Origin of the sequence: Bacillus sp. FSL K6-0138, assembly GCF_037982765.1 — a bacterium.
Taxonomy (GTDB): domain Bacteria; phylum Bacillota; class Bacilli; order Bacillales; family Bacillaceae; genus Bacillus; species Bacillus glycinifermentans.
In genome coordinates this window covers 3,901,448-3,924,508 of the sequence record NZ_CP150286.1, presented here as the reverse complement: position 1 = coordinate 3,924,508, position 23,061 = coordinate 3,901,448, and the positions used below count along the sequence as shown (strand labels likewise).

Sequence of the window (23,061 nt, the reverse complement as noted above, 5' to 3'; positions counted from 1 at the left end):
GCTTGGCCGCATGACGCGGCCAAGCTTTATTTGTTGTTCGATGGTTTTAGCAAATAGGCCGGGAGGAATCCGGTAAGACCAATCATGATGAAGCCTATAATAGATAATACCGCTATCATCATTGAGGAGAGAAAATCATGAAGGATATATGCTGTGCTGGATAACATTATTCCCAACCCTAAGCTAATCAGAATTACTTTTTTATTTTTAAAAAGTAAATGTTCTGATTTCCTGAACTTATGATAAATCAAAGGAAGACTAACATAGCACCCGATCATAAGTGTAAATAGCATTGCTAACATAAATTGCGGTAAAGTTGAAAAATCATTTGTTCCAATTATTTCTCCAAATGAAACCGACCAACTGCTTAACATAACAAATCCGAAAAGGTACAAAACCGACAGCACCAGTTTGAACATTTGCAAATCCCCCAATCTTCATTCATCTTACCATCAAAGATGAATAGTCTGCAGGATTTCATATTGACAATCCGCTTACACATTATATAATCTAATTGATAATGAAAATCATTTGAAAAAGGGGATACTTACATATGCCGATGAAACGAATAAAATGGGTTGCGCTTTTTGCGGCGCTTTTCCTGATACTTTCGGCCTGCGGGAATCAGAAATCTGCAGGTTCGAATAAAGGCTCAGGAAAGGCTGAAAGCTCATATGAGGTCAAGCATGCAATGGGAACGGCGACCATTAAAGGAACGCCGAAAAGGGTCGTCGTGTTAACGAATGAAGCGACAGAGGCCGTGCTTGCCCTCGGCGTCAAACCTGTCGGAGCCGTTCAGTCATGGCTCGGTGACCCGTGGTATAAGCACATCAAATCGAAAATGGACGGCGTTGAAAACGTCGGTACGGAAGTGCAGCCGAATATCGAAAAAATCGCCAGCCTAAAGCCTGATTTGATTATCGGGAACAAAGTGCGCCAGGAAGAAGTGTACGACAAATTAAGCGCAATCGCGCCGACCGTCTTTGCCGAAACGCTGTCAGGGGATTGGAAAGGCAACTTTAAGCTGGCGGCTGAAGCGCTGAATCAAAAAGAAAAAGGCGATCAAGTCATCGCCGATTTTGATAAGCGGGTCGAGGACATTCATAACAAGCTCGGTGACAAGGTGAAGCAAAAGGTCTCACTCGTCCGCTTTACAGATGCCGATGCCCGCATTTATCATAAAGCCTCATTTGCCGGAACGATTCTTGACCAGCTCGGCTTTGCAAGGCCAAAAGGGCAGGAAGCCAACGATTTGGGACAATTGAAAGTGACGAAAGAACAAATTCCGGATATGGATGGGGACGTGCTCTTTTATTACACGTATGAGACTGGAGATGACAAAGCAAGCGCGATCGAGAAGGACTACGTCAATGATCAGCTTTTCAAAAACTTGGGCGTTTATAAAAAAGGCAACGTTCATAAAGTAGATGACGCCGTCTGGAATACGGCAGGTGGCGTACTTGCAGCGAATCTGATGCTGGATGATATTGAAAAGTACTTTCTGAAGTAATCGTGTAACGCCAAACCAAACGGATGATAGACTATTCGTTTGGTTTTTTTATTTATGAAAATACTCCTCCTTTTCATAAATATAGTATAAAATAACTATTATAGAAAGAGAATAATAGGAGGAAAGACATGAATTTTTGTAAAGAATGCGGGCGCGAGCTGGCAGAGCAAGCGCAATTTTGCAAACATTGCGGGACTCCTCTGAATGGCAGGCAAGCTGACGCGGAAGAACCCGTCAATCAAGATCCGGTACATAAGCGAAAAATCTCAAGGAAAAGCATGATGATCTGGGCGGCGATTGCCGCGGTATGCGTCCTCCTGTTTGCGGGCTATAAGGCCGGAGAAGCCTTGACGTCAAAGGAAAAATTAATCGGCGACTTTGAAAGCGCGCTGAAGCAAAACGATGAAAAAAATGTCGCGGAACTGCTTCATTCATCAGACGTGGACTTGACGATTACGAAACAGAACGTCAAACCGCTGATGACATATTTAAACGATCACCCCGATGAGAAAAAAGAACTTATGAAGTCTTTGAAGGATCAGAGCGGGGACGGGCTTGTTTCCATCGAAAAAGCGGGAAAACAATTTTTGATTTATGACCGCTATGTGCTGAATGTGAAGCCGGTCTATTTGACGGTTAAGGCAAGCGAGAAAGGCGCCGGCCTTTACCTAAACAATAAAAAGCTGCTGACAACGGAAAAGGAAAACTTCGAGAAAAAATTCGGCCCGTTCGTTCCCGGTTCGTACGATGTGGAAGCAAAACTGAACTCCGATACCGGCGAACTGAAAAAATCGAAGCATATCAATGCGCTGGACGAGGACGCAAGCGCTGATGTGTCCCTTGATGCGAAAAAAGCGAAGCTCGTCTTTGACGACGGTTATGATAAGCTGAAAGGAACGTTATGGATCAACGGTCAAAAAGTAAAGATCAATCCTTTTCAAGGAACGTCATTCGGTCCCGTTTTGACGGACGGTTCGATGTCTGCCGCTGTCGAAGCGGAGTTTCCGTGGGGGAATCTGAAAAGCGAAAAAACGCCGATTGAAGATGCCGAAATCAAAGTCAATCTCGCTTCTGACCAAGGTTTTATGAACATGATCATGAACACGGTCGTTCAAAATACGAAGGAAACGATGAAGGCTTTTGCAAATGGAAGCGTCAATGGCATGACCGTTGCCGCACCTTCTTTTAAAAGCGATTTAAAAGAGATAATCGGCGGGATGAAGAGCAGCAATACGTATTATAAAGGAACGTACCTATCCACTGCCTTTGACCTTGATTCGTTCCGGCTGTATCACGAGGGCGGCAAGTGGAAAGCGGACGTCAGCGGCATTGAAAAGCACAAATCGGCCTACTATGACGATTACAGCGCGCCGGATTTGGCGGAAAACGAAAACGGCCATACATACACATTGGTATACGCCGAAGACGAGAAAAAGTGGCTGGTCGAAAAAAGCGATTCTGCGTTAGTGTATATCAAAAACAAAAAAGAGATCAAAGACGAAAATCCGAAACAATATACATCAGCATGGGCTTCAGCTAAAGGCACTTCCAAAAACGTTCCGGCGGGCGGAGAACTGACAGATCAAAAAGTGACTCAAGCGATTGAAGGGTATGTTTACGACCTGCAAAACGCCGTCAATGGCAATGATTTCGAGCTTGTCGCAGACGATTTGAAAGCAGGAAGCCAGCTATACGCCGACCAAAAAGCGCTCGTTGCGAAACTGAATCACAGCGGCACAAAAGAAGAAGTCGCCGATGTCAGCGTGAAAAGCTGGAGTCAGGACGGCTCAGACGTGACGATAAAAACGCTTGAGAAAATCAACATTATCAAAAACGGAAAAGAGCAGCTGAAAACCTATAATTGGACATATCATGCTGTTGTAGAAAACGGTGAGCTGCTTCTGACATCAATTGAATAATATAAAAAAAGCCTTTTTTCCTAAGCGAAAAAAGGCTCAGACCGTTGACAAAACAGGTCGGATTTTAAAAATCCGACCTGTTTTTGTCCATTTTATTCTATTATTTCGATCAGAAGGCTGGCGATTAGGACCCTTCCAGGTCCAATTCGCCAGCTTTTTCAGATTCATGGCAGCGAAAACAAGCATCGCCTGCATGGACAATTTTTTCTTTCCCCGTAGGGTTGTCCAGCGCAGGCCATGCTTATGTTTTAAATCGGCAAAAACTCGCTCGATCGTCTCTTTACGTTTGGCATAGATTTGTTTATTCTCTTCCGTATGCCGAAGATGATCAGCTTCGTCTAAATGATCCTGCCAGATATGTCTGTGAATCATCTTTCGATGATCTCTACTTTCTGTACATGTATGTAGTAATGGACATGGTTTACATCGTTTTGGATCTGAAGCATACTCTCGATAACCTTGCCGATTGGTTGTGCGATAGGAGAGAATATGGTCTTGCGGGCAGATATAGACATCATAAAATTCATCGTAAACATACTCGTGTTTTCTCATGAATCCTTTTTTGGTTTGCGGACGCGTGTAAGGCATAACAGGGCGAACGTTTTCTTCATGAAGAAATTTTGCGATAACCGGTGTTTTGTATCCGGCATCAACTGCGACCGTATGAGGCTTGGCAACGCGCTCTTTTACTTGTTGAAACAGCGACGCGAACACTTGGCTGTCATGGATATTGGCAGGCTCAACAACCGTTCCCAGCACAAATCCGTTCCGATCACAAGCTGTATGAAATCCATAGGCAAAAAGACGTTCTCGTTCGCCTTTGACAAAATATCCGCTCTCAGGATCAGTTGTACTTTCCTTTACTTCTCGTTCCTCTAAGCATCGCCTGGGCTTTAAGGGCTTTTTTCCGTTCGCTTCGCGATCGGCATTAATTTCTTGATCTAGCTGCTCCTGATAAGCTCTTGTTTCTTTTCTTACGATCTTTTTCACAAACTTTTTCTTATTGGCATTCGCTTTGACATGTGTGCTGTCGATGAAGGCGACCGAAGGATCGACGAGGCCGAGATCCATGGCTTGACGTAAAATCTTATAGAAGATTGTTTCAAATAGGTCTGTGTCATGAAAGCGACGTTCATAGTTTTTACTGAAGGTTGAAAAATGAGGGATTTTTTCAGAGAATCCATATCCAATAAACCAGCGATAGGCTACATCAGTTTCGATTCGCTTAATGGTTTCGCGCATGGAGCGATGACCAAACACGTATTGAATGAGCACCATTTTAATCAGTACAACAGGATCAATACTTGGACGCCCTTTTGAAGAATAAAGAGGGGCAACTTTTTCATAAATAAATGAAAAATCAATGGCTTCTTCCATCTTCCTGACCAAATGGTCTTCAGGTACAAGCTCACTTAAGGCAAAGACTTCAAGCTGTTCACGCTGATCTTTAGAGTGTTTGGTCAACATGGTAAAACCTCCAAAAATTAGATTCCACACACATTTTAACAAAAAAAGCTTGTCGATCAAGCCACTTTTTTTGTGACTTTGTCGACAAGCTGAGCCTTTTTTCCTAAGCGAAAAAAGGCTTTTTTTCTGATTGATTTAAAACAGCGATCCTAACAGGGAGCGCAAGATATCTATTACGTATTCAAGAAACAGATTTCCCATGATCCGGACGGCGATAAACGTCGCCAGGTAAACGAGAAGCGTCGTGTAGATGAAATCGATGGAGCCCGCTGCTTTCTCGCGGTAGCTGAACAGCACGGCCGGCGGAATGAGAAACGCGATGCCGCAAAAAGCGAAAAATAATAGATATAAAAATAAGTCTGTTTTCAAAAGCGATAACAAGAATGAGCAAAGCAATAAAGCCGTAAAAGGAATGAGGGCGGCGCCGAAGCGGCCCATCACTTCCCTAAATGAAGCCTGAATCCCTTGAATTCGCACTCCTGCGTATGTAAACACAAATAATAAGAAAATATAAATAGCAAACGTAAAAGCAGGCTTTACCACGATGTCAAAAAATCCGGGCATGACGCCGGTTCTGCCGAATATTCCGGAATATGTGCCCATAGAAGCGTAAAAACTTTTTAAACCGAAATAAAACATGAGCGGCACGGTCAATGCAAAGATCACCATCGTGATGATGCTGTTCAGCATATGCTCTTCTCCGGCCTTTTTCGTTTCTGCATACGGGCGCTTCATGACGCGCACAAAGAAAGAAAAATACATCGAAGAGGCTTTTTTTGTCGCATCAACGTATTGCTTGGCCTGCACTGATTCTCCGGCCGGCTGCCCGCCGTCGTGTTCAGCGGAAAGGCTTGCTCCGCAGTTTTCGCAAAATTTTCCGCCATCTGTTTGATGGCCGCATTTGGTACATGTCATCAAATATTGTCTCCCTTTTTAAAAAATAGTTATTTTGTACTATGTTGCATTATAAATGAAAAAGATGCTGGTTGTATAGACCTGATCAATGTTTAAGCAAGCACGTCCCGAGGTAATGATCGAATATCTTTACGAAAGGAGAGAACCTATGTTTTCTTTTATCATCCATGTTTTCGTCTCATTGTTTGCCGTCACAAATCCAATCGGCAATGTTCCGCTCTTTTTGGCTCTGACTGAGGGCTATCAAGCGGAGGAGCGCACCGCTTTGGCGAGAAAGGCTGCCATTTTGTCATTTCTTATTTTACTTGCGTTTCTCATCTTCGGCGGAATGATCTTTCGCATTTTTGACATTAACATCCACGCCCTGCGGGTCGCAGGCGGCATCTTTATTTTCGGAATCGCCTACAATCTGCTCAATGCCAAGCAATCGCACGTTCAGTCGCTCCACAAAAATGAGCATCAGGAAAGCAAAGAAAAAGAGGATATTTCCGTGACGCCTCTCAGCATTCCGATTATTTCCGGACCGGGAACGATCGCCACTGTAATGAGCCTTTCGGCGGGAAGCCGCAGCCTGATTCATTTCGGCGGAATGATCGTCGGGATCGCCGCCGTACTGTTATTAACCTTTATAGCTTTTCATTATTCCACGTTTATCGCAAAAAGGCTCGGACAGACGGAGATGAACGTCATCACGCGGCTGATGGGCCTGATCTTGGCGGTAGTCGCCGTCGGCATGATCGGAACGGGGCTGAAAGGAATGTTTCCGGTTTTGGCGGGATAAAGCAAAAAAGCTGCACGGTTGAACTGCACCCCAATTGTTAGACACCATCTAACAATCGGAGGTGCAGTTTTTTATGGCTAAATTTACAGCTGAGGAAAAAATACAAGCGGTCAAAAGGTATCTTGCGGGTAGGGAAGGGCATAAAACAATCGCCAGAGAGATCGGTGTTTCGTCAGGTGTGTTTCAGGTATGGATTCGCAAATACCATTACCATGGAGAAAGTGCGTTTCAAAAACTCTATACAACCTATTCTGTAGAAGATAAACTGAAGGTACTTCACTATATGATCGAAAATGGGACGTCGATCCGTGAAACAGCCGCCATCTTCAATATTCAAGCACCTTCTACGGTGGCTCAATGGCAGAAACTGTTCGAAACCGGAGGAATCGATGCCCTAAAACCGATGAAAAAGGGGCGGCCGTCAATGACAAAGAAAAATCAAAAAAGAACGAAGAAACAAACACCGCAAGAAGGATCAGTGGAAGCCATGCAGGCTGAAATTGAACGTCTGCGAATGGAGAATGCCTACTTAAAAAAGTTGAATACCTTAGTTCAAAACAAGGAAAAATTACAAAACAAGAAAAGGCCCAAGTAGTATTTGAACTAAGGACTGAATTTCCGGTAAAAGCCCTGCTTAAACTGGCTGGAATTCCGCGCAGTACGTATTATTACTGGGTCAAAACCTTCGGTCTTCCAGACAAAGATGCCAAATTAAAAACACTGATTCAATCGATTTATCATGAACATAAAGGCCGTTACGGGTACCGCCGGATACGCGACGAGCTTAAAAACCGGGGATATCAAATGAATCATAAAAAAATATATCGCCTCATGAAGGAACTGGGGTTGAAATGTCTCGTACGGATGAAAAAATACCGTTCGTATAAAGGAGAAACCGGCACGGTGGCACCAAACAGGCTAGAGCGGAATTTCAAGGCGGAAAAGCCGAAGATGAAATGGGTAACAGATATCACGGAATTTAAATTATTTGGGGAGAAGCTCTATTTATCGCCAATGCTTGATTTATTTAATGGCGAAATCATTGCTTATACAATTGGATCCAGGCCAACGTATTCATTGGTATCCGAGATGTTGGAAAAATCATTTGAACAGCTGACAGATAAAGAAAATCTGTTGATTCACTCCGATCAGGGCTGGCACTATCAAATGAAACAGTATCGCCACGCCCTAAAGGAACGAAATATTATTCAAAGTATGTCTCGTAAGGGAAACTGTTACGATAACGCGGTCATTGAAAGTTTCTTTGGTATTTTAAAATCAGAGTTTATCCATTTCAACGAATTTCAAAGCATCGAGCATTTTAAACAAGAGCTCGTAACATATATCGATTACTATAATCACAAACGGATCAAGGCAAAATTAAAAGGCATGAGCCCAGTACAATACCGGATTCATGCCAGTCATGTTACTTGAGAAAATAAGCTGTCTAACTTTTGGGGGTCACTTCAGGTCTGCAGCTTTTTTTACGGCTTGGGTACGTATTTGAAGATGTCTTCGCTTTCAAGGAATTCAATCAGGTTGTCAAGCCATTGGCAGTAATCGAGCCATTTTTTCGTTTCCTCTAGCAGGTCGTTGATCTTCTCCTCTGTTTCAGGTGAAAGACTTTCCTCTTCAAGCGCATCCAGCAGCTCTTTTCTTATCTTTTTTCCGATCATCCGGTTTTTTTTGACGACCTTGCTCCAATTGGCGGTGAACAGTGAAATAAACGTCTGGTAGTAATCCTGTTCGACATCGTACAAGTCTTTGCGGACGCCTTTTTCAAAGACCTTTTCCGCTATATTTAAGTCGAGCATTTCGCGTACGACCTGGCTCATTCTCGTTTTGCTCATGCCCGTCGCCTCGGACAGTTCGTTTAACGTCAGCGGCTTTCTGTTCATGTAGATGATTCCCAAAACGCGGCCGACAGTTGATGATATACCGTACGTATTCATATTTTCAGCGATTTTTTTGATAAAGTGCTCCTTCGCTTGTTCAACCGTTTGCAAAGCTTTTTCTTCCAAAGCATATCATCCCTTCAGACAGCCAATTTTAATGCCAATATATCATAAATGACTTTCCTCTTGAAAACAATAAAACATCAGTAAATGAAAGAAAACGGCAGTTATTTTAAGAATGGCCGATCTCATCAATACTGAATATATTTTTTTATGTCTTATTCAAATAATATGAACACATTGTAAACTTTTTATTTTACAAAGTGTATTTTATAATGGATGAGATGTTGCAATTTTTAAAAAACATTCAAGCGGAGGTGTGCTGATGCTGAAGTTAGACAATGTATCCAAGGTTTATAAAGGCGGCAAAAAGGCCGTCAGCAATATCAACCTTGATATAGAAAAGGGTGAATTCATCGTCTTTATCGGGCCCAGCGGATGCGGGAAGACGACGACGATGAAAATGATCAACCGGCTGATTGAGCCGACTTCAGGAAGCATTTACATCGATGGAGAAAACATTTTGGATCAGGATCCCGTCCAGCTGCGCCGGAAAATCGGCTATGTTATTCAGCAAATCGGGTTGTTTCCTCATATGACGATCCAGCAAAATATTGCCCTTGTGCCAAAGCTTTTGAAATGGCCGGAAGAAAAAAGAAAACAGCGGGCGGAGGAATTGCTTCAGCTCGTCGATATGGGACCGGAATATTTGAACCGCTACCCGCACGAATTAAGCGGCGGACAGCAGCAGAGAATCGGGGTGCTGAGGGCGCTTGCGGCAGAGCCGCCGTTGATTTTAATGGATGAACCTTTCGGAGCGCTTGACCCGATCACACGCGATTCGCTTCAGGAAGAGTTTAAAAAACTGCAGAAAACGCTGAACAAAACGATCGTGTTTGTCACCCATGACATGGATGAAGCGATTAAGCTCGCCGATCGGATCGTGATTTTGCGGGCGGGTGAAATCGTTCAGGTCGGAACGCCTGATGAGATTTTGCGCCAACCGGCAAACGAATTTGTCGAGGAGTTTATCGGAAAGGAACGGCTTCTTCAGTCGCGGCCCGATGTCGAGTTCGTCGAGCAGGTAATGAACCCGAATCCGGTCACCGTCACAAGCGAAAAAACCCTTTCAGAAGCGATTCAGATCATGAGGCAGCACCGCGTCGATTCATTGCTGGTCGTTGATGAAGCCAATGTGTTAAAAGGCTATATCGATGTCGAAATCATTGACCAAAACCGCAAAAAAGCCGGAACGGTCGGCGAGGTTCTCAATCAGGACGTGTATTCGGTGCAAAAAGACACGCTTATCCGCGATACTGTCCGAAAGATTTTGAAAAGAGGCTTCAAATACGTCCCTGTCCTCGATGAAAACAAGCGTCTTGTCGGCATTGTCACAAGGGCGAGTCTCGTCGATATCGTCTACGATTCGATTTGGGGCGAAGAAAAAGACGTCGTCATGAATAACTAAGGAGGCGGAAGGATGTATCAGGTGATTCAATTTTTGCAGCAGAACGGCGGAGAGATGCTTTATAAAACATGGGAGCATTTATACATTTCCATCTTGGCGGTGCTCTTCGGCATTGTTGCGGCTGTTCCGCTCGGCGTGCTTTTGACGAGGATGAAAAAGGGAGCGGAGGTCGTAATCGGCGCCGTCAATATCGTGCAGACATTGCCGAGTTTGGCGATCTTAGCGTTTTTTATTCCGCTGCTCGGCGTGGGGAAGGTTCCGGCGATCGTCGCATTATTTTTCTATTCAGTCCTACCGATTCTAAGAAATACGTATACCGGTGTAAAAGGGGTCAATCGAAATTTGTTGGAGTCTGGAAAGGGAATCGGTATGACTGCATGGGAACAGATCCGCCTCGTCGAACTGCCCTTGTCGGTTCCGGTAATCATGGCGGGAATCAGGACATCGACCGTCTACTTGATCGGATGGGCGACGCTCGCCTCGTTTATCGGCGGCGGGGGCCTCGGCGACTACATTTTTATCGGGCTCAACCTGTACCAGCCTGAATATATTATCGCCGGAGCGGTTCCCGTTATCATATTGGCCGTGCTGATCGATTATATCCTTCAGAAAACCGAAAGCAAAGTCACGCCTGAAGGATTAAAAGGGATGAAGGAAGTATCGTAAGGAGTTGGCTTATATGCAGAAGAAAACATTGAGGCTGATCTGTGCCGTTATGCTGGTGTTCTCGCTTTTTGCGAGCGGCTGTGCGCTCCCGGGACTGGGCGGGGCGTCTGACAAAACGATTAAAATCGGCGCTCAAAGCATGACGGAATCCGAGATTCTCGCCAATATGCTCTCCCAGCTCATCGAGCATGATACGGATTTAAATACGGTGCTGGTGAAAAACCTCGGTTCAAACTATGTGCAGCACCAGGCGATGCTCAGCGGGGATATCGATATTTCCGCAACGCGCTATTCCGGAACAGACCTGACGAGCACGCTCGGCAGAAAAGCGGAAAAGGACCCGGGAAAAGCGCTCAAAATCGTCCAGAAGGATTTTAAAAAGAAATTTAATTATAAATGGTTTGATTCCTACGGATTTGATAATACGTACGCGTTTACGATCACGAAGAAACTGGCCGAAAAAGAACACTATGAAACGATTTCTGATTTGAAAAAAGACGCGGACACGCTCAAGCTCGGCGTTGACAATGCCTGGCTGAAACGAAAAGGCGACGGTTATGAAGGGTTTAAAAAAACGTACCGCTTCGGGTTCGGTTCAACGTTTCCGATGCAGATCGGGCTTGTCTATGACGCCGTCAAAAACGGCAAGATGGATATCGTCCTCGCTTATTCAACGGACGGCAGGATCAAAGCCTATGATCTGAAAATATTGAAGGATGACAAGCGCTTTTTCCCGCCGTACGACTGCTCGCCCGTCGTTCCGGAGAAAGTGCTGAAGGAGCATCCCGAACTTGAAGGCGTCATCGGTAAATTGATCGGAACAATCGACACTGAGACGATGCAGGAGCTCAATTACGAGGTCGACGGAAAATTGAAAGAGCCGTCTGTCGTCGCCGAAGAATTTTTAAAGAAACACAACTATTTTCAGTAAAAAGGATGGTGATGCAGCAGATGGAAGTCCTTCAACAGCTTTGGACATACTACGCGCAAAACGGAGGCTATGTTCTTCAGGAATTTTTCCGCCACTTTTTAATGTCGGCGTACGGCGTGCTGTTCGCCGCGATCGTCGGCATCCCGGCAGGCATTTTGATCGCGAGGTACCGAAAAATCAGCGGCTGGGTTTTTGCCATTACAAACGTGATTCAGACGATACCGGCGCTGGCGATGCTTGCCGTGCTCATGCTCGTCATGGGGCTGGGGGCAAATACGGTTATCCTTTCTTTATTTCTGTATTCGCTTCTGCCGATCATCAGAAACACCTATACGGGAATCGTCAGCATCGAGCACGCCTATCTCGAATCGGGCAAAGCGATGGGCATGACGAAGCTGCAAGTACTGCGGATGGTTGAACTTCCCCTGGCGATGTCCGTGATCATGGCCGGCCTTAGAACCGCTTTGGTGATCGCGATCGGCATCACCGCCATCGGAACGTTTGTCGGCGCCGGCGGACTCGGCGATATCATCGTCAGAGGATCGAACGCCACGAACGGAACGGCGATCATTCTCGCGGGTGCGATCCCGACCGCGCTGATGGCCGTGATCGCCGATCTTTTGATGGGCTGGGTTGAGCGCGTGTTAAGCCCGGTGAAAAGCAGCAAAGGACGTTCGCCAGGCCCTGGAACCGCATAACCACAGTAAAAAGCCGAAATTTCTTTTAAAAAGGAAATTCGGCTTTTTACTGTTTTCGTTTCTTGGCTTCAGCGACAAGAAAGTGAAAATACTGCTCAAGATGTAAAATATCCTCGCGGGAAAGGCAGTCCCACTTTTCCGCGTCAAACAGCCACAAATCCTCTGCATCCAGCTCATCTGCGATATCGCAAATGGTGCGGTAGCCCGGCGGCTTTTCTCGGATTTCGCCCGCGCTCATGTAGCCTGCGATGTCCATCAGCTGTTCATAAGGAATCTTTAAGGCTTCTGCCAATTTTTTGATCGTCGCGGGTTTCGGGACTCCGCGGTGCCCGTTTTCGATTCTGGAGATCGCGGCAGCGCTCACACCGGCATACATCGCCAGCTGATTAACCGATAATTTCCTTTGTTCCCGCAGTTTTTTAAGCTGCTCTCCAAACGTCGTCATCGCCATAACCTCTCAATCTTATGATATGTACATTTTAAAGCAAATGTTGACTAAAGGAAACAGTTTAACAAGAAAAATATTGACAAAAGTTAACGTAAGGGATAAAATAGCAGCAAGAAATGTGTACGGGCTAAAAAGAGGAACGATGGCAGAGGATCAGGATTTGCCGTCCCGGCTTTTTGCTTCCTGAACGAGAAAGTCAAAATATTTGTCAAGGTTTTCAATGTCTTTTTTCGAAAGGAGCTTCCATTTTTCGCTGTCGAACAGAGACAGATTCTCCAAGCCGTGCCTTGAGACGACATCATGGATGGTATCATAGCTGCTCCTTGATTCCTGCACCGTTGAGGCGCTGATATAGCCGGCTGATGCCATCAATTCCTCATACGGAATCTTCAGAGCGTCTGCAAGCTTCCTGATCGTCGCCGGTTTGGGGACACCGCGCTTCCCGTTTTCGATTCTCGAAATGCCGGCGGAGCTGACGCCGGAATACATGGCAAGCTGATTGACGGTTAGTTTTTTTCGTTCTCTTAATTGTCTTAAATGGCTTCCAAAGTTTGTCATGGATAAAACCTCGCAATCTCTTATTATCAAATATTTTAGTATGAATATTGACTATAGGAAACATCTGGATGATAAAAGTATTGACAAAAGTTAACAAAGTGTATATGGTGGATGTAGATAAAAAGAAATATATATTCGCATGAGGGGGAGGTAAAGTGGTAAAGAAGATCCATATCAAAAGAGATTTTGTCCTTCAGTATATGATCGAACATAATCTTTCCTTAAATCAGCTTGCCATCGAAATCGGCGTATCCCCGGCAACACTGAGCAGAGTGTTAAATGGAGAAAGGAGGCCTGGCCAGCTTGTCATCGGCAAAATGATTCATTACTTCAACAAGAAATTCGAAGATCTCTTTTATTATCAGGACGTTGACAAAAGTCAATAAAAAAGGAGAAAAGGAGGCATTTCACAAAGTGAAAAATACCGGAATCGTAAGGAGAATCGACGAGCTTGGAAGGGTGGTCCTCCCGGTTGAAATGCGCAAGGTGCTGAATATCAAGGAAAAGGACCCGCTTGAAATATACAGCGACGGAGACAGCATCATTCTCACGAAGTACGCTGCCAACATGGCATGTCTGATGACTGGAGAAATCACAACGCAGAACAGAGCGTACGCCGGCGGCAAAATCGTGCTCAGCCCGCGCGGTGCAGAGCTGCTTCTGAAAGATATGATGGAGGCGCTGTCGAAAAAGAAATAATGTTACATATCATGAAGCGGCGTTCTTTCCGCTTCTTTTTGGTTTAGGGCACAACGGAGCCGCAAAAAATAAAAAAGACGCACGGACAGCTCGTGACATGCACTTCGTTTTCATGTAAAATAAAAATATTGTCAGCCAGTTTGTCTGGAGGTGTAGGGAATGGCCACATTTTTAACCGTCTTATTAGTGATTGTCAGCATCGTACTAATCATTGTCGTTTTGCTGCAATCCAGCAAAAGCGCCGGGCTGTCTGGTGCAATTTCCGGGGGAGCTGAGCAGCTTTTCGGAAAGCAGAAAGCAAGAGGGCTCGATTTGATTCTTCACCGCATTACGGTCGTATTGGTCGTGCTTTTCTTTTTCCTAACGATTGCGCTTGCTTACTTTGTATAAGGCAATGAAGCATGAGGTCTGATGTTGAAGTCAGACCTTTTTTCTTATTTAACGGATGAAAGTTTGTTTCCATTTCAAACGTGGAAGAATAGATATGAAAAGGAGAGACTGTAAATCATGAAAATCGTCAAACCACAACCTTTTACATTTAAAGGCGGAAAAAAAGCCGTCCTTCTTTTGCACGGATTTACCGGAAACACGGCCGATGTGCGCATGCTCGGAAGGTATTTGAATGAAAGGGGCTATACGTGCCACGCCCCGCAATATAAAGGACACGGGGTGCCGCCGGAAGAGCTTGTACATACAGGTCCGGAAGATTGGTGGAAAGACGTCATGGAGGGCTATGACTATTTAAAATCGGAAGGATATGAACAAATTGCGGCTTGCGGACTGTCTCTCGGAGGGGTTTTTTCGCTGAAATTGGGTTACACTGTACCCGTGAAGGGAATTGTCCCAATGTGCGCGCCGATGTACATCAAAAGCGAAGAAACGATGTATCAAGGCGTCCTTGATTATGCCCGGAATTATAAGAAGTTCGAAGGAAAATCCGCAGAACAAATTGACGCGGAAATGGAAGAATTCAAAAAAACGCCGATGAACACATTAAAAGCATTACAGGAGCTGATCGCAGATGTCAGACATCATGTCGACATGATTTATTCGCCGACATTTGTGGTGCAGGCCCGCCATGATCATATGATTAATACGGACAGCGCGAACATCATCTACAATGAAGTCGAGACGGATGATAAGCAAATCAAGTGGTATGAAGAATCAGGACATGCCATCACTTTGGATAAAGAGCGGGACACGTTGCACGAGGATGTGTACAGGTTTTTAGAAACGCTGGATTGGCAGACATAAGGAGGTCTGGTTAGTGGAAAAAGAAGAATTTATGGATAAGCTTCTCGCCTTTATGAAGGAAGAAGCGTATAAACCTCTGACAGTACAGGAACTGGAGGAGATGCTTGAAATTACGGATGCAGATGAGTATAAAGAGCTTGTCAAAGCCCTGGTTACTTTAGAGGAACAAGGGCTTATTGTCAGGACGAGAAGCAACAGATACGGGCTGCCGGAAAAAATGAATTTAATTAAAGGGAAGATTTCAGCGCACGCAAAGGGCTTCGCGTTCCTCCTGCCCGAGGATTCTTCCCTTGACGATGTCTTCATTCCGCCGTCCGAGCTGGGGACGGCAATGAACGGCGATACCGTCCTCGTCCGTCTCAGCACACAGACCGGCGGAACAAAAAAAGAAGGAACCGTGATCCGTATCGTTGAACGAAATATCGAGACGGTTGTCGGAACTTATACTGAGACGAAAAGCTTCGGCTTCGTCATTCCGGATGACAAAAAAATTACGAATGACATCTTCATCCCGAAACACGCCAAAAACGGCGCAGTCGAGGGGCACAAAGTCGTCGTCCGCCTGACAAGCTATCCTGAAGGCCGGATGAGCGCAGAAGGAGAAGTCGTTGAAATTCTCGGCCATAAAAATGATCCGGGAATTGACATTCTCTCCGTCATTCATAAGCACGGGCTGCCGGGAGAATTTCCCCCGGAGGCGATGGAGCAGGCAAACGAAACGCCGGAAACGATCGATGAGAACGACCTTAAAGGAAGACGGGATTTGCGCGATCAAACGATCGTGACGATCGACGGAGCAGATGCGAAAGATTTGGACGATGCGGTCACCGTCACAAAGCTGAAGAACGGCCACTATAAGCTCGGCGTCCATATTGCCGATGTCAGCCACTATGTCACAGAAGGCTCGCCGATCGACAAAGAGGCGTATGAACGGGGAACAAGCGTCTACCTCGTCGACCGTGTGATCCCGATGATTCCGCACAGGCTGTCAAACGGGATCTGTTCATTAAACCCGAAAGTAGACAGGCTGACGATGTCCTGTGAGATGCTGATTAACAAGCAGGGCCAGGTTGTCGAGCATGAAATTTTCCAAAGCGTCATCAAAACGACCGAGCGGATGACGTATTCAGACGTCAACAAAATTCTGGTCGATGATGATGAAGAACTGAAGCAGAAGTATGAAGCGCTTGTGCCGATGTTCAAAGATATGGAAGAGCTTGCCGCCGTTTTGCGCGAGAAGCGGATGGCGCGCGGAGCGGTCGATTTTGACTTTAAGGAAGCAAAAGTGCTCGTCGATGAAGAAGGAAAGGCGAAAGACGTTGTGCTGCGGGAGCGGTCAACGGCAGAAAAGCTGATCGAGGAGTTCATGCTTGTCGCCAATGAAACAGTCGCTGAGCATTTTCACTGGATGAACGTTCCGTTTATTTACAGGATTCACGAAGATCCGGATCAGGAAAAGCTGCAAAGGTTTCTCGAGTTTGTCACGACGTTCGGCTATGTCGTTAAAGGAACAGCGGGGAACATCCACCCGAAAGCACTGCAAAAGGTATTGGATGATGTCAGGGACACGCCTGAGGAAGCCGTCATCTCAACGGTGATGCTCAGATCGATGAAGCAGGCCAAATACGACCCGCAAAGCCTCGGGCATTTCGGGCTGTCGACGGAATTTTACACGCATTTTACATCACCGATCCGCCGCTATCCCGATTTAATCGTTCACAGGCTGATCAGGACGTATTTAATTCAGGGGAAAACGGATGAGGCGACACGGGAGAAGTGGGCTCATCTTTTACCTGACATCGCGGAGCATACCTCCAATATGGAGCGCAATGCGGTCGATGCAGAGCGGGAAACGGACGATCTGAAAAAAGCCGAATATATGATGGATAAGATCGGCGAAGAATTTGACGGCGTCATCAGCTCGGTCACAAACTTCGGGATGTTCGTCGAACTTCCGAACACAATCGAAGGGCTGGTGCATGTCAGCTTTATGACCGACGATTTTTACCGTTTTGACGAACAGCACTTTGCCATGATCGGCGAAAGAACGGGCAACGTCTACCGGATCGGCGACGAAATCACGGTGCGCGTCGTCGATGTCAATAAAGAAGAGCGAAACATCGATTTCGAAATCGTCGGCATGAAAGGGACGCGCCGCCGGAAGAAACCGGATGCCAAGAAGAAGTCAGACGTCAAGAAAAAACCGGCTTCCGAAGAAAAAGGCGACTGGTTCACCCGGCCGAAAAAGAAAAAAGTGAAGAAAAAACGCGGGTTTCAAAACGCGCCGAAGCAAAAAAGAAAGAAAAAGAAAAAATAGCGGCACACTTCGGAAAAGGCGGCGAATTGTAAGACAGACGCCGATTTGGTAGAATAATACGTATTCGCTGCCTTTTCAGGAAGGAAAGAAGCAAGCGGGAGGAGGTTGCCGTATGCCAAAGGGAGAAGGGAAAGTCGTTTCCCAAAATAAAAAAGCAAATCACGATTATTTTATAGAGGAAACATACGAAACAGGCATCGTTCTGCAAGGAACCGAGATCAAATCGATCCGCGCCGGCCGGGTGAACTTAAAGGACTCTTTCGCCAAAATCGAGAGGGGAGAAGTGTTCCTGCATAATATGCACATCAGCCCGTACGAGCAGGGAAACCGCTACAACCACGATCCGCTGCGGACGAGGAAGCTTTTGATGCACCGCAAGCAGATCAACAAGCTCATCGGCTTAACGAAAGAGCAGGGGTATTCGCTCGTGCCGCTCAAATTGTATTTGAAAAACGGCTTTGCCAAAGTGCTGCTCGGTCTTGGAAAAGGGAAAAAGAAATTCGACAAGCGGGAAGACCTGAAGCGGAAAGACGCGAAGCGCGAAATCGAAAGGGCTTTTCGCGACAGGCAAAAAGGGTTGATGTAAAGCCTGGATGTATGTTATCATATTTGAACGTGATCACAGAGATTACCATTTCAATCTCGCCGTGATCTTGTTATAATAATGATGCAGCCAGTTTTTCCGTATACCTTGTTTACAAGGGGACGTTACGGATTCGACAGGGACGGATCGAGCTTGAGCTGCGAGCCGAGAGGCGATCTCGTAAAAACGCACCTAAATATAACTGGCAAATCTAATAACCAGAACTTAGCTTTAGCTGCCTAATTAGCGCAGCGAGCTCTTGCCCGCATCGCCTATGTGCCGGTACAGAGCCCATAACCGAGTAGGCTACGCTTGCGCCTCCGTCTGAGGGCGCAGGAAGAGATTCATCAGACTAGCTCTCCGAAGGCCCGCCCGCAGGCACGACGATGAGCGAATCTAAATATGCAGGGCTACGCTCGTAGACGCTGAAGTATCGACGTTTCTGGACGTGGGTTCGACTCCCACCGTCTCCATACTTATTTTGCAACCCCAGTGTTATCAAGACATTAGGGGTTTTAATTTTTTTTATGGTAACACTATGGTAACATTTAAGAAATTTTATCGTTTTCCATGAGTGATACAATTTCACTTTGTTGAGAAGGATAGAGATGACTGTAAGTGTTTAAAGTTTCGGCTACATCCTTATGCCCTAACCTTTGTGATATTATCAACGGGTTGCAATTTTTATTAATCAGGTAAGAGGCATGTGAATGACGAAACTCATGTAGAACAATTCTTTTTACCCCGGATGCTTTAATATATTTTTCGTATCTTCTGTCTATGGTGCTGGTAGACAGGCTACTATAAAAAGAACCAAAAACCCTATAATCTGGTTTTAATGGTGCTGTTTTTTCGGCGTCCTTTTTAAGTTTTTTTAACAACTCCATTACATGCGTTGGCATCAAAATAAACCGAATTGATGACTTTGATTTTGGTTTGGTTATTTCCCTGTTATATTCGGTTTTTGTTATGTGAATAGTGTTATCCTCAAAATTTACATCATTCCATTGAAGCGCAAGCAATTCTCCTTTTCTTGCGCCTGAAAAATACATTGTAGTGAAAAATGCTTTATACATTAGATCATCAACAACAGATATAAACTGTTTAAACTCTTCAAAAACCCAGTAGTTAAGACGTTTATTAGGTTCTACCTCAAAATTACCTGCTATTCTGGCGGGATTACTCTTTACTCCATAAAATTTTATTGAAAAATTAAAAACAGCCGATAGCGTTGTATGTATTTTCATTAAGAAATCGGGAGAATATTTTTTTATAATTTTGTTTTGGTATTCCATGATGTTTTTAGGGGTTATTAGGTTCATTTTTGATTCCTCAAATTCAGGAATTAAGTGGTTGTAAAGAATATTTTTAATCACTTGTATTGATGATTTTTTTCTTCTTACTTTGTACCAATCAAAATAGCCTTCTGCTGCTTGTCTAAATGTTATATTTGAGCTTGTTTCTGTTTGGATAAGAGCTTTTGCTTCGGCTTCCTTTGCCTCTTTTTTAGTTTTGAATCCGCGCCTTTTTATTTGTTTGGTACTACCATCATTTTGCTTTACTCTGACTACAAAAAAATATGTCTTCCTTTGTTCATCTTTATATACGGGCATTGTCTAACCTCCAATATAAGAATATACGTTCGTATTCGAAGTAAAAAATTAAAGGTTTAAAGATGATAAATCTTTCAAATGACAAACCTCCGGAGGGACATTATTCAACTTCGCAACGTCCTGGAGCGTCATTCTCGTATATCTATATTCCTTTAGCTTCTTATCAGGCAACAAGAGTTCGACAGCGTATATGTTCGCTTCAATTTCCATTTTATCAACGGAAAAAAGGGTGTTTTCACGCATAAAAGGTGTGTTTGCTCTAGGATGTTCTTGGGAGTGACCGAACTCATGAGCGCATGTGAAGATTTGTTGTGGTTTAGGTAAGTTTGAATTAATTACAATAAATTTGTTTTTTCTTGAATATTTATAAAATCCTCTAATCTCTTCATGAAGGTCCCAAAATAAAACATTAATGTTCAAAATTGAAGCTAATTCGAAAGGATTATTTGTTTTGTATTTTTCTATAATCATTTCCACATGTTCTTTAATCATTTAATTGCCCCCGCCCCTAAATTTATTCTTTCTCTCTATACTTTTTAGGAGTGAATTTTCTATTTATTATTTTCGTTTGCCTTTCAATGTACTCCATAGCCTCCATTAATGATTCAATCGCTTCTGGACTCATCGGTTCCCCTGAAAAACTAAGCCCATCACTGTGCATTAAATCATTTCTTATTTGTTCCATACGTTTAGCTATATCCTTTTCTTCTTTTGGGGAAAGGTCGTCTTTAACTTGATTTCCAAGTAATTCATCGATACTGACATCATATAATTCCGCCATTTTTTTTAATGTTTCTGTATCTGGATCTCGGTAATCCCTTTCATAACCTGACAGAGTTCCATTGGAAATACCAAGTTTTTTTGCAGCTTCAATCTGCTTAAGACCTTTTTTCTCTCGCGCTTCTTTTAATTTAATTCCTAATTTTTTCATTGTTAGCACCTCGCATAAATAATTTAACATTTTTAAGCGTTACGTTAAATATTTTATGCGAAAAGCATAAAAAAATACACAAAAATATTGACTTAAGCGAATCGCTTAATTTATAATTAGAATCAGTTAAGCGTAACGCTTATTGAAAGGATGATGCAGGTGCCTTTATATAAGGAGATAGAGAAAATACGCAAGGATAAAGGTATTACAAAAACCCATATATCGAGATCATTTAATAAAACTCCGGCTTGGTATTCTGCAATATCAAAGGGGAAAAGACAGCTTAAGGCAGATGATCTTGAAAAAATGGCAGAAATTTTGGGAGTTGCTCCGAAAGATTTTTTTAAATAAAAATTAAGCGTTACGCTTAAAAAGGAAGGTGTGAATATGTATTCAACTTTATTTATTACTCGAAAAGAAAAAAGGAAATCTCAAAAAGACATTGCAAAAGTGCTTAATATTCATACTCAAAGCTATCACTTAAAAGAGGCGGGGAAAAGAGAATTCACTCTATCAGAAGCCAAAAAACTGGCGCACTATTTTAATACCTCGCTTGATAATCTTTTTGGGGACAATAGGAGGTCAGTAGAGTGAACGAATTACAAAAAGTTTTTAATTATCAAAATCACCAAATCAGAACAGCCGTGAAGGAAGGCGAACCTTGGTTTGTTGCAAAAGATGTCTGTTCTGTTTTGGAAATTAAAAACAATCGTGATGCACTTGCCCGACTTGATGAAGACGAAAAGGGGGTAGTTTTAACCGACACCCTGGGCGGGACACAAGAACTGACAGCAGTTAATGAACCTGGTCTTTATACTTTGATCCTTGGCAGCCGCAAACCGGTGGCAAAACAATTCAAACGCTGGATAACTCACGAGGTCATCCCAACAATCAGAAAAACAGGCGGCTACGTCGCAAATGACGATCTTTTCTTACAAACATATTTGTCGCATGCCGACGAACAGACAAAGTTGCTTTTTAAAACTACCCTACAAACTTTAGAAAAGCAAAACAAACAAATTGAAACGATGAAGCCTAAAGCTCTTTTTGCCGATGCGGTTGAAACGTCTGAATCATCTGTACTTGTTGGCGAATTGGCAAAAATCCTCCAACAAAACGGTGTGAAGATCGGGCAAAATAAATTGTTTCAATGGCTCCGGGAGAATGGATATTTGATCCGTAAGAATGGTGAATCTTATAACCTTCCGACTCAACGTAGCATGGACATGGGTCTGTTTGAGATCAAGAAAAGGACCGTGAATAATCCGGATGGATCAATCAGGGTCACGCGGACAACAAAAGTAACTGGTAAAGGCCAGGTTTATTTTGTGAATAAATTTGTATCATCGCATTCGGCATAAGTGCCGCAGATTCCCCCAAAGGTGGGGGAAGGAAGCCGGTAAAACTGGATACCCTGGGAGGAGAAAGAAAATGAAGCCTTTTAGATTGGAAATGCAAAAAGTAAAAATCAAATCAATTGAGTATGAAGAGGGTTTGGAGAATACAGCAAAAGACCTTATTAGACAACTCAAATCATTTTGTCAGACATATGGAGATTTACTGCATTGTTTAGATCAATTTAGATATAAGCCAAAGACTGAACAAGTAATTGCCGAGTATGCTAAGAGACTTGTTAAACAAGAGATAAACAGAATCCCATTAGAAAGGAATTTGTGAAATGAACAAACAAAATAAGTCAACCCCTGCGGCAACAGAGGTTGAAATTGAAAAACATTTAAAAGAGTTACCTGAATCTGTACGGATAGCTATCTTGGCAAATATTGAAAAAGCCAAGAAAACTGAAATAACTATTGGTATTGATCCAGAAAGCTATTTGGCTAAAGAAATCCTTTGGCAATCCAGAAAAATGATAAAGATTGAGCAAAAATTAGGTGAATTGAATATCGCAATCAACCATTTACGAAATCAGATAAATAAAATTAATCAACAATAAATGGTTTGAGCTCAAATATTTCAGGAAGCTCATTATAATTCTTGACTAGCTCTCTGAATTCAATGCCTGTCCATTGGTCAGAATGGTCCGTTGAAATACTGTCTAACAACTCATCATTAAATACTTGGAATTGGTGGAAAAAGCGTTCTATTTCTTGGTTTTCTCCCGGAGTTTCCAATTGATAAACGGTTTGAGCTGCTGTAATAAAAATATTCGCTTGGTTAAGGTGAGCTAAAGCGATTGTGATTCGGCGATCATCAGAGATCTTTAATTTACTAATTAGCCCTGAATTTTTGAGAGTTTTATAACTCTTTTCAGCAGCGTACATTCCATTAATTAAATGAGTACGCATTGCTTTTATCGTGTCTGGAAAAGTTTTATTCATAGTATCACC

Annotated in this window: 29 protein-coding genes and 1 other RNA gene; 20 read left to right on the top strand and 10 right to left on the bottom strand. The window is 43.7% G+C overall.

Annotated features, from left to right (window positions below):
* Positions 1-26: 26 nt before the first annotated feature.
* The gene (locus MHB78_RS20730; RefSeq protein WP_046131106.1) at positions 27-419 is read right to left on the bottom strand and encodes a hypothetical protein; all 393 of its coding nucleotides are present in this window, start codon (positions 417-419) and stop codon (positions 27-29) included.
* A 140-nt stretch (positions 420-559) separates the two neighbouring features.
* Between MHB78_RS20730 and MHB78_RS20725 the strand changes: the two genes are divergently transcribed.
* Both MHB78_RS20725 and MHB78_RS20720 read left to right on the top strand, forming a co-directional pair.
* Complete coding sequence (locus MHB78_RS20725; RefSeq protein ID WP_082094109.1) at positions 560-1,510, top strand: iron-siderophore ABC transporter substrate-binding protein; 951 nt, start codon at positions 560-562, stop codon at positions 1,508-1,510.
* Positions 1,511-1,638: 128 nt separating this feature from the next.
* Positions 1,639-3,429 carry a zinc-ribbon domain-containing protein gene (locus MHB78_RS20720; protein ID WP_046131108.1) on the top strand — a complete coding sequence of 597 codons (1,791 nt, stop codon included), beginning with the start codon at positions 1,639-1,641 and terminating at the stop codon, positions 3,427-3,429.
* A 36-nt stretch (positions 3,430-3,465) separates the two neighbouring features.
* Here MHB78_RS20720 and MHB78_RS20715 read toward each other — a convergent pair whose 3' ends face one another.
* Together MHB78_RS20715 and MHB78_RS20710 are read right to left on the bottom strand one after the other, a co-directional pair.
* Complete coding sequence (locus tag MHB78_RS20715; protein ID WP_065894138.1) at positions 3,466-4,896, bottom strand: IS1182 family transposase; 1,431 nt, start codon at positions 4,894-4,896, stop codon at positions 3,466-3,468.
* A 135-nt stretch (positions 4,897-5,031) separates the two neighbouring features.
* Entirely contained in the window at positions 5,032-5,811 is a 780-nt protein-coding gene (locus MHB78_RS20710; RefSeq protein WP_046132923.1) for a zinc ribbon domain-containing protein, read from the bottom strand.
* Positions 5,812-5,959: 148 nt separating this feature from the next.
* Between MHB78_RS20710 and MHB78_RS20705 the strand changes: the two genes are divergently transcribed.
* Complete coding sequence (locus tag MHB78_RS20705) at positions 5,960-6,592, top strand: NAAT family transporter (RefSeq protein ID WP_046132922.1); 633 nt, start codon at positions 5,960-5,962, stop codon at positions 6,590-6,592.
* Between the two features lie 73 nt (positions 6,593-6,665).
* A protein-coding gene (locus MHB78_RS20700) for an IS3 family transposase (RefSeq protein WP_099047013.1) occupies positions 6,666-8,026 on the top strand; the annotation gives its coding sequence in 2 pieces (ribosomal slippage) (positions 6,666-7,137 and positions 7,137-8,026; 1,362 coding nt in all).
* A 50-nt stretch (positions 8,027-8,076) separates the two neighbouring features.
* Here the strand turns inward: MHB78_RS20700 and MHB78_RS20695 are convergent.
* Entirely contained in the window at positions 8,077-8,613 is a 537-nt protein-coding gene (locus tag MHB78_RS20695; protein WP_046129126.1) for a GbsR/MarR family transcriptional regulator, read from the bottom strand.
* Between the two features lie 259 nt (positions 8,614-8,872).
* Between MHB78_RS20695 and MHB78_RS20690 the strand changes: the two genes are divergently transcribed.
* Genes MHB78_RS20690 through MHB78_RS20675 form a run of 4 tightly spaced genes read left to right on the top strand, consistent with a single transcriptional unit; the run spans position 8,873 to position 12,310 of the window.
* Entirely contained in the window at positions 8,873-10,015 is a 1,143-nt protein-coding gene (locus MHB78_RS20690) for a betaine/proline/choline family ABC transporter ATP-binding protein (RefSeq protein ID WP_046129127.1), read from the top strand.
* A gap of 12 nt (positions 10,016-10,027) precedes the next feature.
* Positions 10,028-10,681: an ABC transporter permease gene (locus MHB78_RS20685; RefSeq protein WP_046129128.1), complete on the top strand. Its 654-nt coding sequence runs from the start codon at positions 10,028-10,030 to the stop codon at positions 10,679-10,681.
* 49 nt (positions 10,682-10,730) lie between these two features.
* A complete protein-coding gene (gene opuCC / locus MHB78_RS20680; RefSeq protein ID WP_231947514.1) occupies positions 10,731-11,612 on the top strand; it encodes an osmoprotectant ABC transporter substrate-binding protein in 882 nt (293 codons plus the stop codon).
* 20 nt (positions 11,613-11,632) lie between these two features.
* The gene (locus MHB78_RS20675) at positions 11,633-12,310 is read left to right on the top strand and encodes an ABC transporter permease (protein ID WP_046129261.1); all 678 of its coding nucleotides are present in this window, start codon (positions 11,633-11,635) and stop codon (positions 12,308-12,310) included.
* A gap of 46 nt (positions 12,311-12,356) precedes the next feature.
* Here MHB78_RS20675 and MHB78_RS20670 read toward each other — a convergent pair whose 3' ends face one another.
* The gene (locus tag MHB78_RS20670; RefSeq protein WP_046129130.1) at positions 12,357-12,755 is read right to left on the bottom strand and encodes a helix-turn-helix transcriptional regulator; all 399 of its coding nucleotides are present in this window, start codon (positions 12,753-12,755) and stop codon (positions 12,357-12,359) included.
* Between the two features lie 156 nt (positions 12,756-12,911).
* Positions 12,912-13,316, bottom strand: a complete 405-nt coding sequence (locus MHB78_RS20665) for a transcriptional regulator (RefSeq protein ID WP_046129131.1) — start codon at positions 13,314-13,316, stop codon at positions 12,912-12,914.
* 200 nt (positions 13,317-13,516) lie between these two features.
* Here MHB78_RS20665 and MHB78_RS20660 point away from each other — a divergent pair, with 200 nt between their 5' ends.
* From MHB78_RS20660 to ssrA, 7 genes are all read left to right on the top strand, one after another.
* A complete protein-coding gene (locus MHB78_RS20660) occupies positions 13,517-13,702 on the top strand; it encodes a helix-turn-helix transcriptional regulator (protein WP_096892181.1) in 186 nt (61 codons plus the stop codon).
* Between the two features lie 28 nt (positions 13,703-13,730).
* On the top strand, positions 13,731-14,015 hold the full coding sequence (locus MHB78_RS20655) for an AbrB/MazE/SpoVT family DNA-binding domain-containing protein (RefSeq protein ID WP_046129133.1): 285 nt from the start codon (positions 13,731-13,733) through the stop codon (positions 14,013-14,015).
* A gap of 159 nt (positions 14,016-14,174) precedes the next feature.
* Positions 14,175-14,405: a preprotein translocase subunit SecG gene (gene secG, locus MHB78_RS20650; protein ID WP_046129134.1), complete on the top strand. Its 231-nt coding sequence runs from the start codon at positions 14,175-14,177 to the stop codon at positions 14,403-14,405.
* Positions 14,406-14,522: 117 nt separating this feature from the next.
* Positions 14,523-15,269: a carboxylesterase gene (locus tag MHB78_RS20645; protein ID WP_046129135.1), complete on the top strand. Its 747-nt coding sequence runs from the start codon at positions 14,523-14,525 to the stop codon at positions 15,267-15,269.
* Between the two features lie 13 nt (positions 15,270-15,282).
* On the top strand, positions 15,283-17,586 hold the full coding sequence (rnr, locus tag MHB78_RS20640) for a ribonuclease R (RefSeq protein WP_046129136.1): 2,304 nt from the start codon (positions 15,283-15,285) through the stop codon (positions 17,584-17,586).
* Positions 17,587-17,698: 112 nt separating this feature from the next.
* Positions 17,699-18,172, top strand: a complete 474-nt coding sequence (smpB, locus tag MHB78_RS20635) for an SsrA-binding protein (protein WP_046129137.1) — start codon at positions 17,699-17,701, stop codon at positions 18,170-18,172.
* A gap of 115 nt (positions 18,173-18,287) precedes the next feature.
* Positions 18,288-18,645: a transfer-messenger RNA gene (gene ssrA / locus MHB78_RS20630) on the top strand.
* Positions 18,646-18,717: 72 nt separating this feature from the next.
* Here ssrA and MHB78_RS20625 read toward each other — a convergent pair.
* The 3 genes from MHB78_RS20625 to MHB78_RS20615 are packed head-to-tail and all read right to left on the bottom strand — an operon-like array spanning position 18,718 to position 20,713.
* Positions 18,718-19,782, bottom strand: a complete 1,065-nt coding sequence (locus tag MHB78_RS20625) for a site-specific integrase (RefSeq protein ID WP_046129138.1) — start codon at positions 19,780-19,782, stop codon at positions 18,718-18,720.
* Between the two features lie 48 nt (positions 19,783-19,830).
* Positions 19,831-20,274 carry an ImmA/IrrE family metallo-endopeptidase gene (locus MHB78_RS20620; RefSeq protein WP_046129139.1) on the bottom strand — a complete coding sequence of 148 codons (444 nt, stop codon included), beginning with the start codon at positions 20,272-20,274 and terminating at the stop codon, positions 19,831-19,833.
* 22 nt (positions 20,275-20,296) lie between these two features.
* Positions 20,297-20,713: a helix-turn-helix transcriptional regulator gene (locus tag MHB78_RS20615; protein WP_052948489.1), complete on the bottom strand. Its 417-nt coding sequence runs from the start codon at positions 20,711-20,713 to the stop codon at positions 20,297-20,299.
* Positions 20,714-20,872: 159 nt separating this feature from the next.
* Here MHB78_RS20615 and MHB78_RS20610 point away from each other — a divergent pair, with 159 nt between their 5' ends.
* The 5 genes from MHB78_RS20610 (at position 20,873) to MHB78_RS20590 (ending at position 22,667) form a co-directional block, all read left to right on the top strand.
* Positions 20,873-21,064 carry a helix-turn-helix transcriptional regulator gene (locus MHB78_RS20610; protein ID WP_046129141.1) on the top strand — a complete coding sequence of 64 codons (192 nt, stop codon included), beginning with the start codon at positions 20,873-20,875 and terminating at the stop codon, positions 21,062-21,064.
* Positions 21,065-21,100: 36 nt separating this feature from the next.
* Positions 21,101-21,307, top strand: coding sequence for a helix-turn-helix transcriptional regulator (locus tag MHB78_RS20605; RefSeq protein WP_046129142.1), 207 nt, complete (start codon positions 21,101-21,103; stop codon positions 21,305-21,307).
* A complete protein-coding gene (locus MHB78_RS20600; RefSeq protein WP_046129143.1) occupies positions 21,304-22,074 on the top strand; it encodes a phage antirepressor in 771 nt (256 codons plus the stop codon). Before MHB78_RS20605 ends, MHB78_RS20600 begins: the two co-directional genes overlap by 4 nt.
* A 70-nt stretch (positions 22,075-22,144) precedes the next feature.
* Positions 22,145-22,390 (top strand): hypothetical protein, encoded by a 246-nt coding sequence (locus MHB78_RS20595; RefSeq protein WP_046129144.1) that lies wholly within the window; start codon positions 22,145-22,147, stop codon positions 22,388-22,390.
* 1 nt (position 22,391) lies between these two features.
* Complete coding sequence (locus MHB78_RS20590; protein ID WP_046129145.1) at positions 22,392-22,667, top strand: hypothetical protein; 276 nt, start codon at positions 22,392-22,394, stop codon at positions 22,665-22,667.
* On the opposite strand, the gene MHB78_RS20585 is transcribed toward MHB78_RS20590, so the two are convergent.
* Positions 22,654-23,052 (bottom strand): hypothetical protein, encoded by a 399-nt coding sequence (locus MHB78_RS20585; protein ID WP_052948490.1) that lies wholly within the window; start codon positions 23,050-23,052, stop codon positions 22,654-22,656. The two genes, MHB78_RS20590 and MHB78_RS20585, sit on opposite strands and share 14 nt — an antisense overlap.
* Positions 23,053-23,061: the final 9 nt, after the last annotated feature.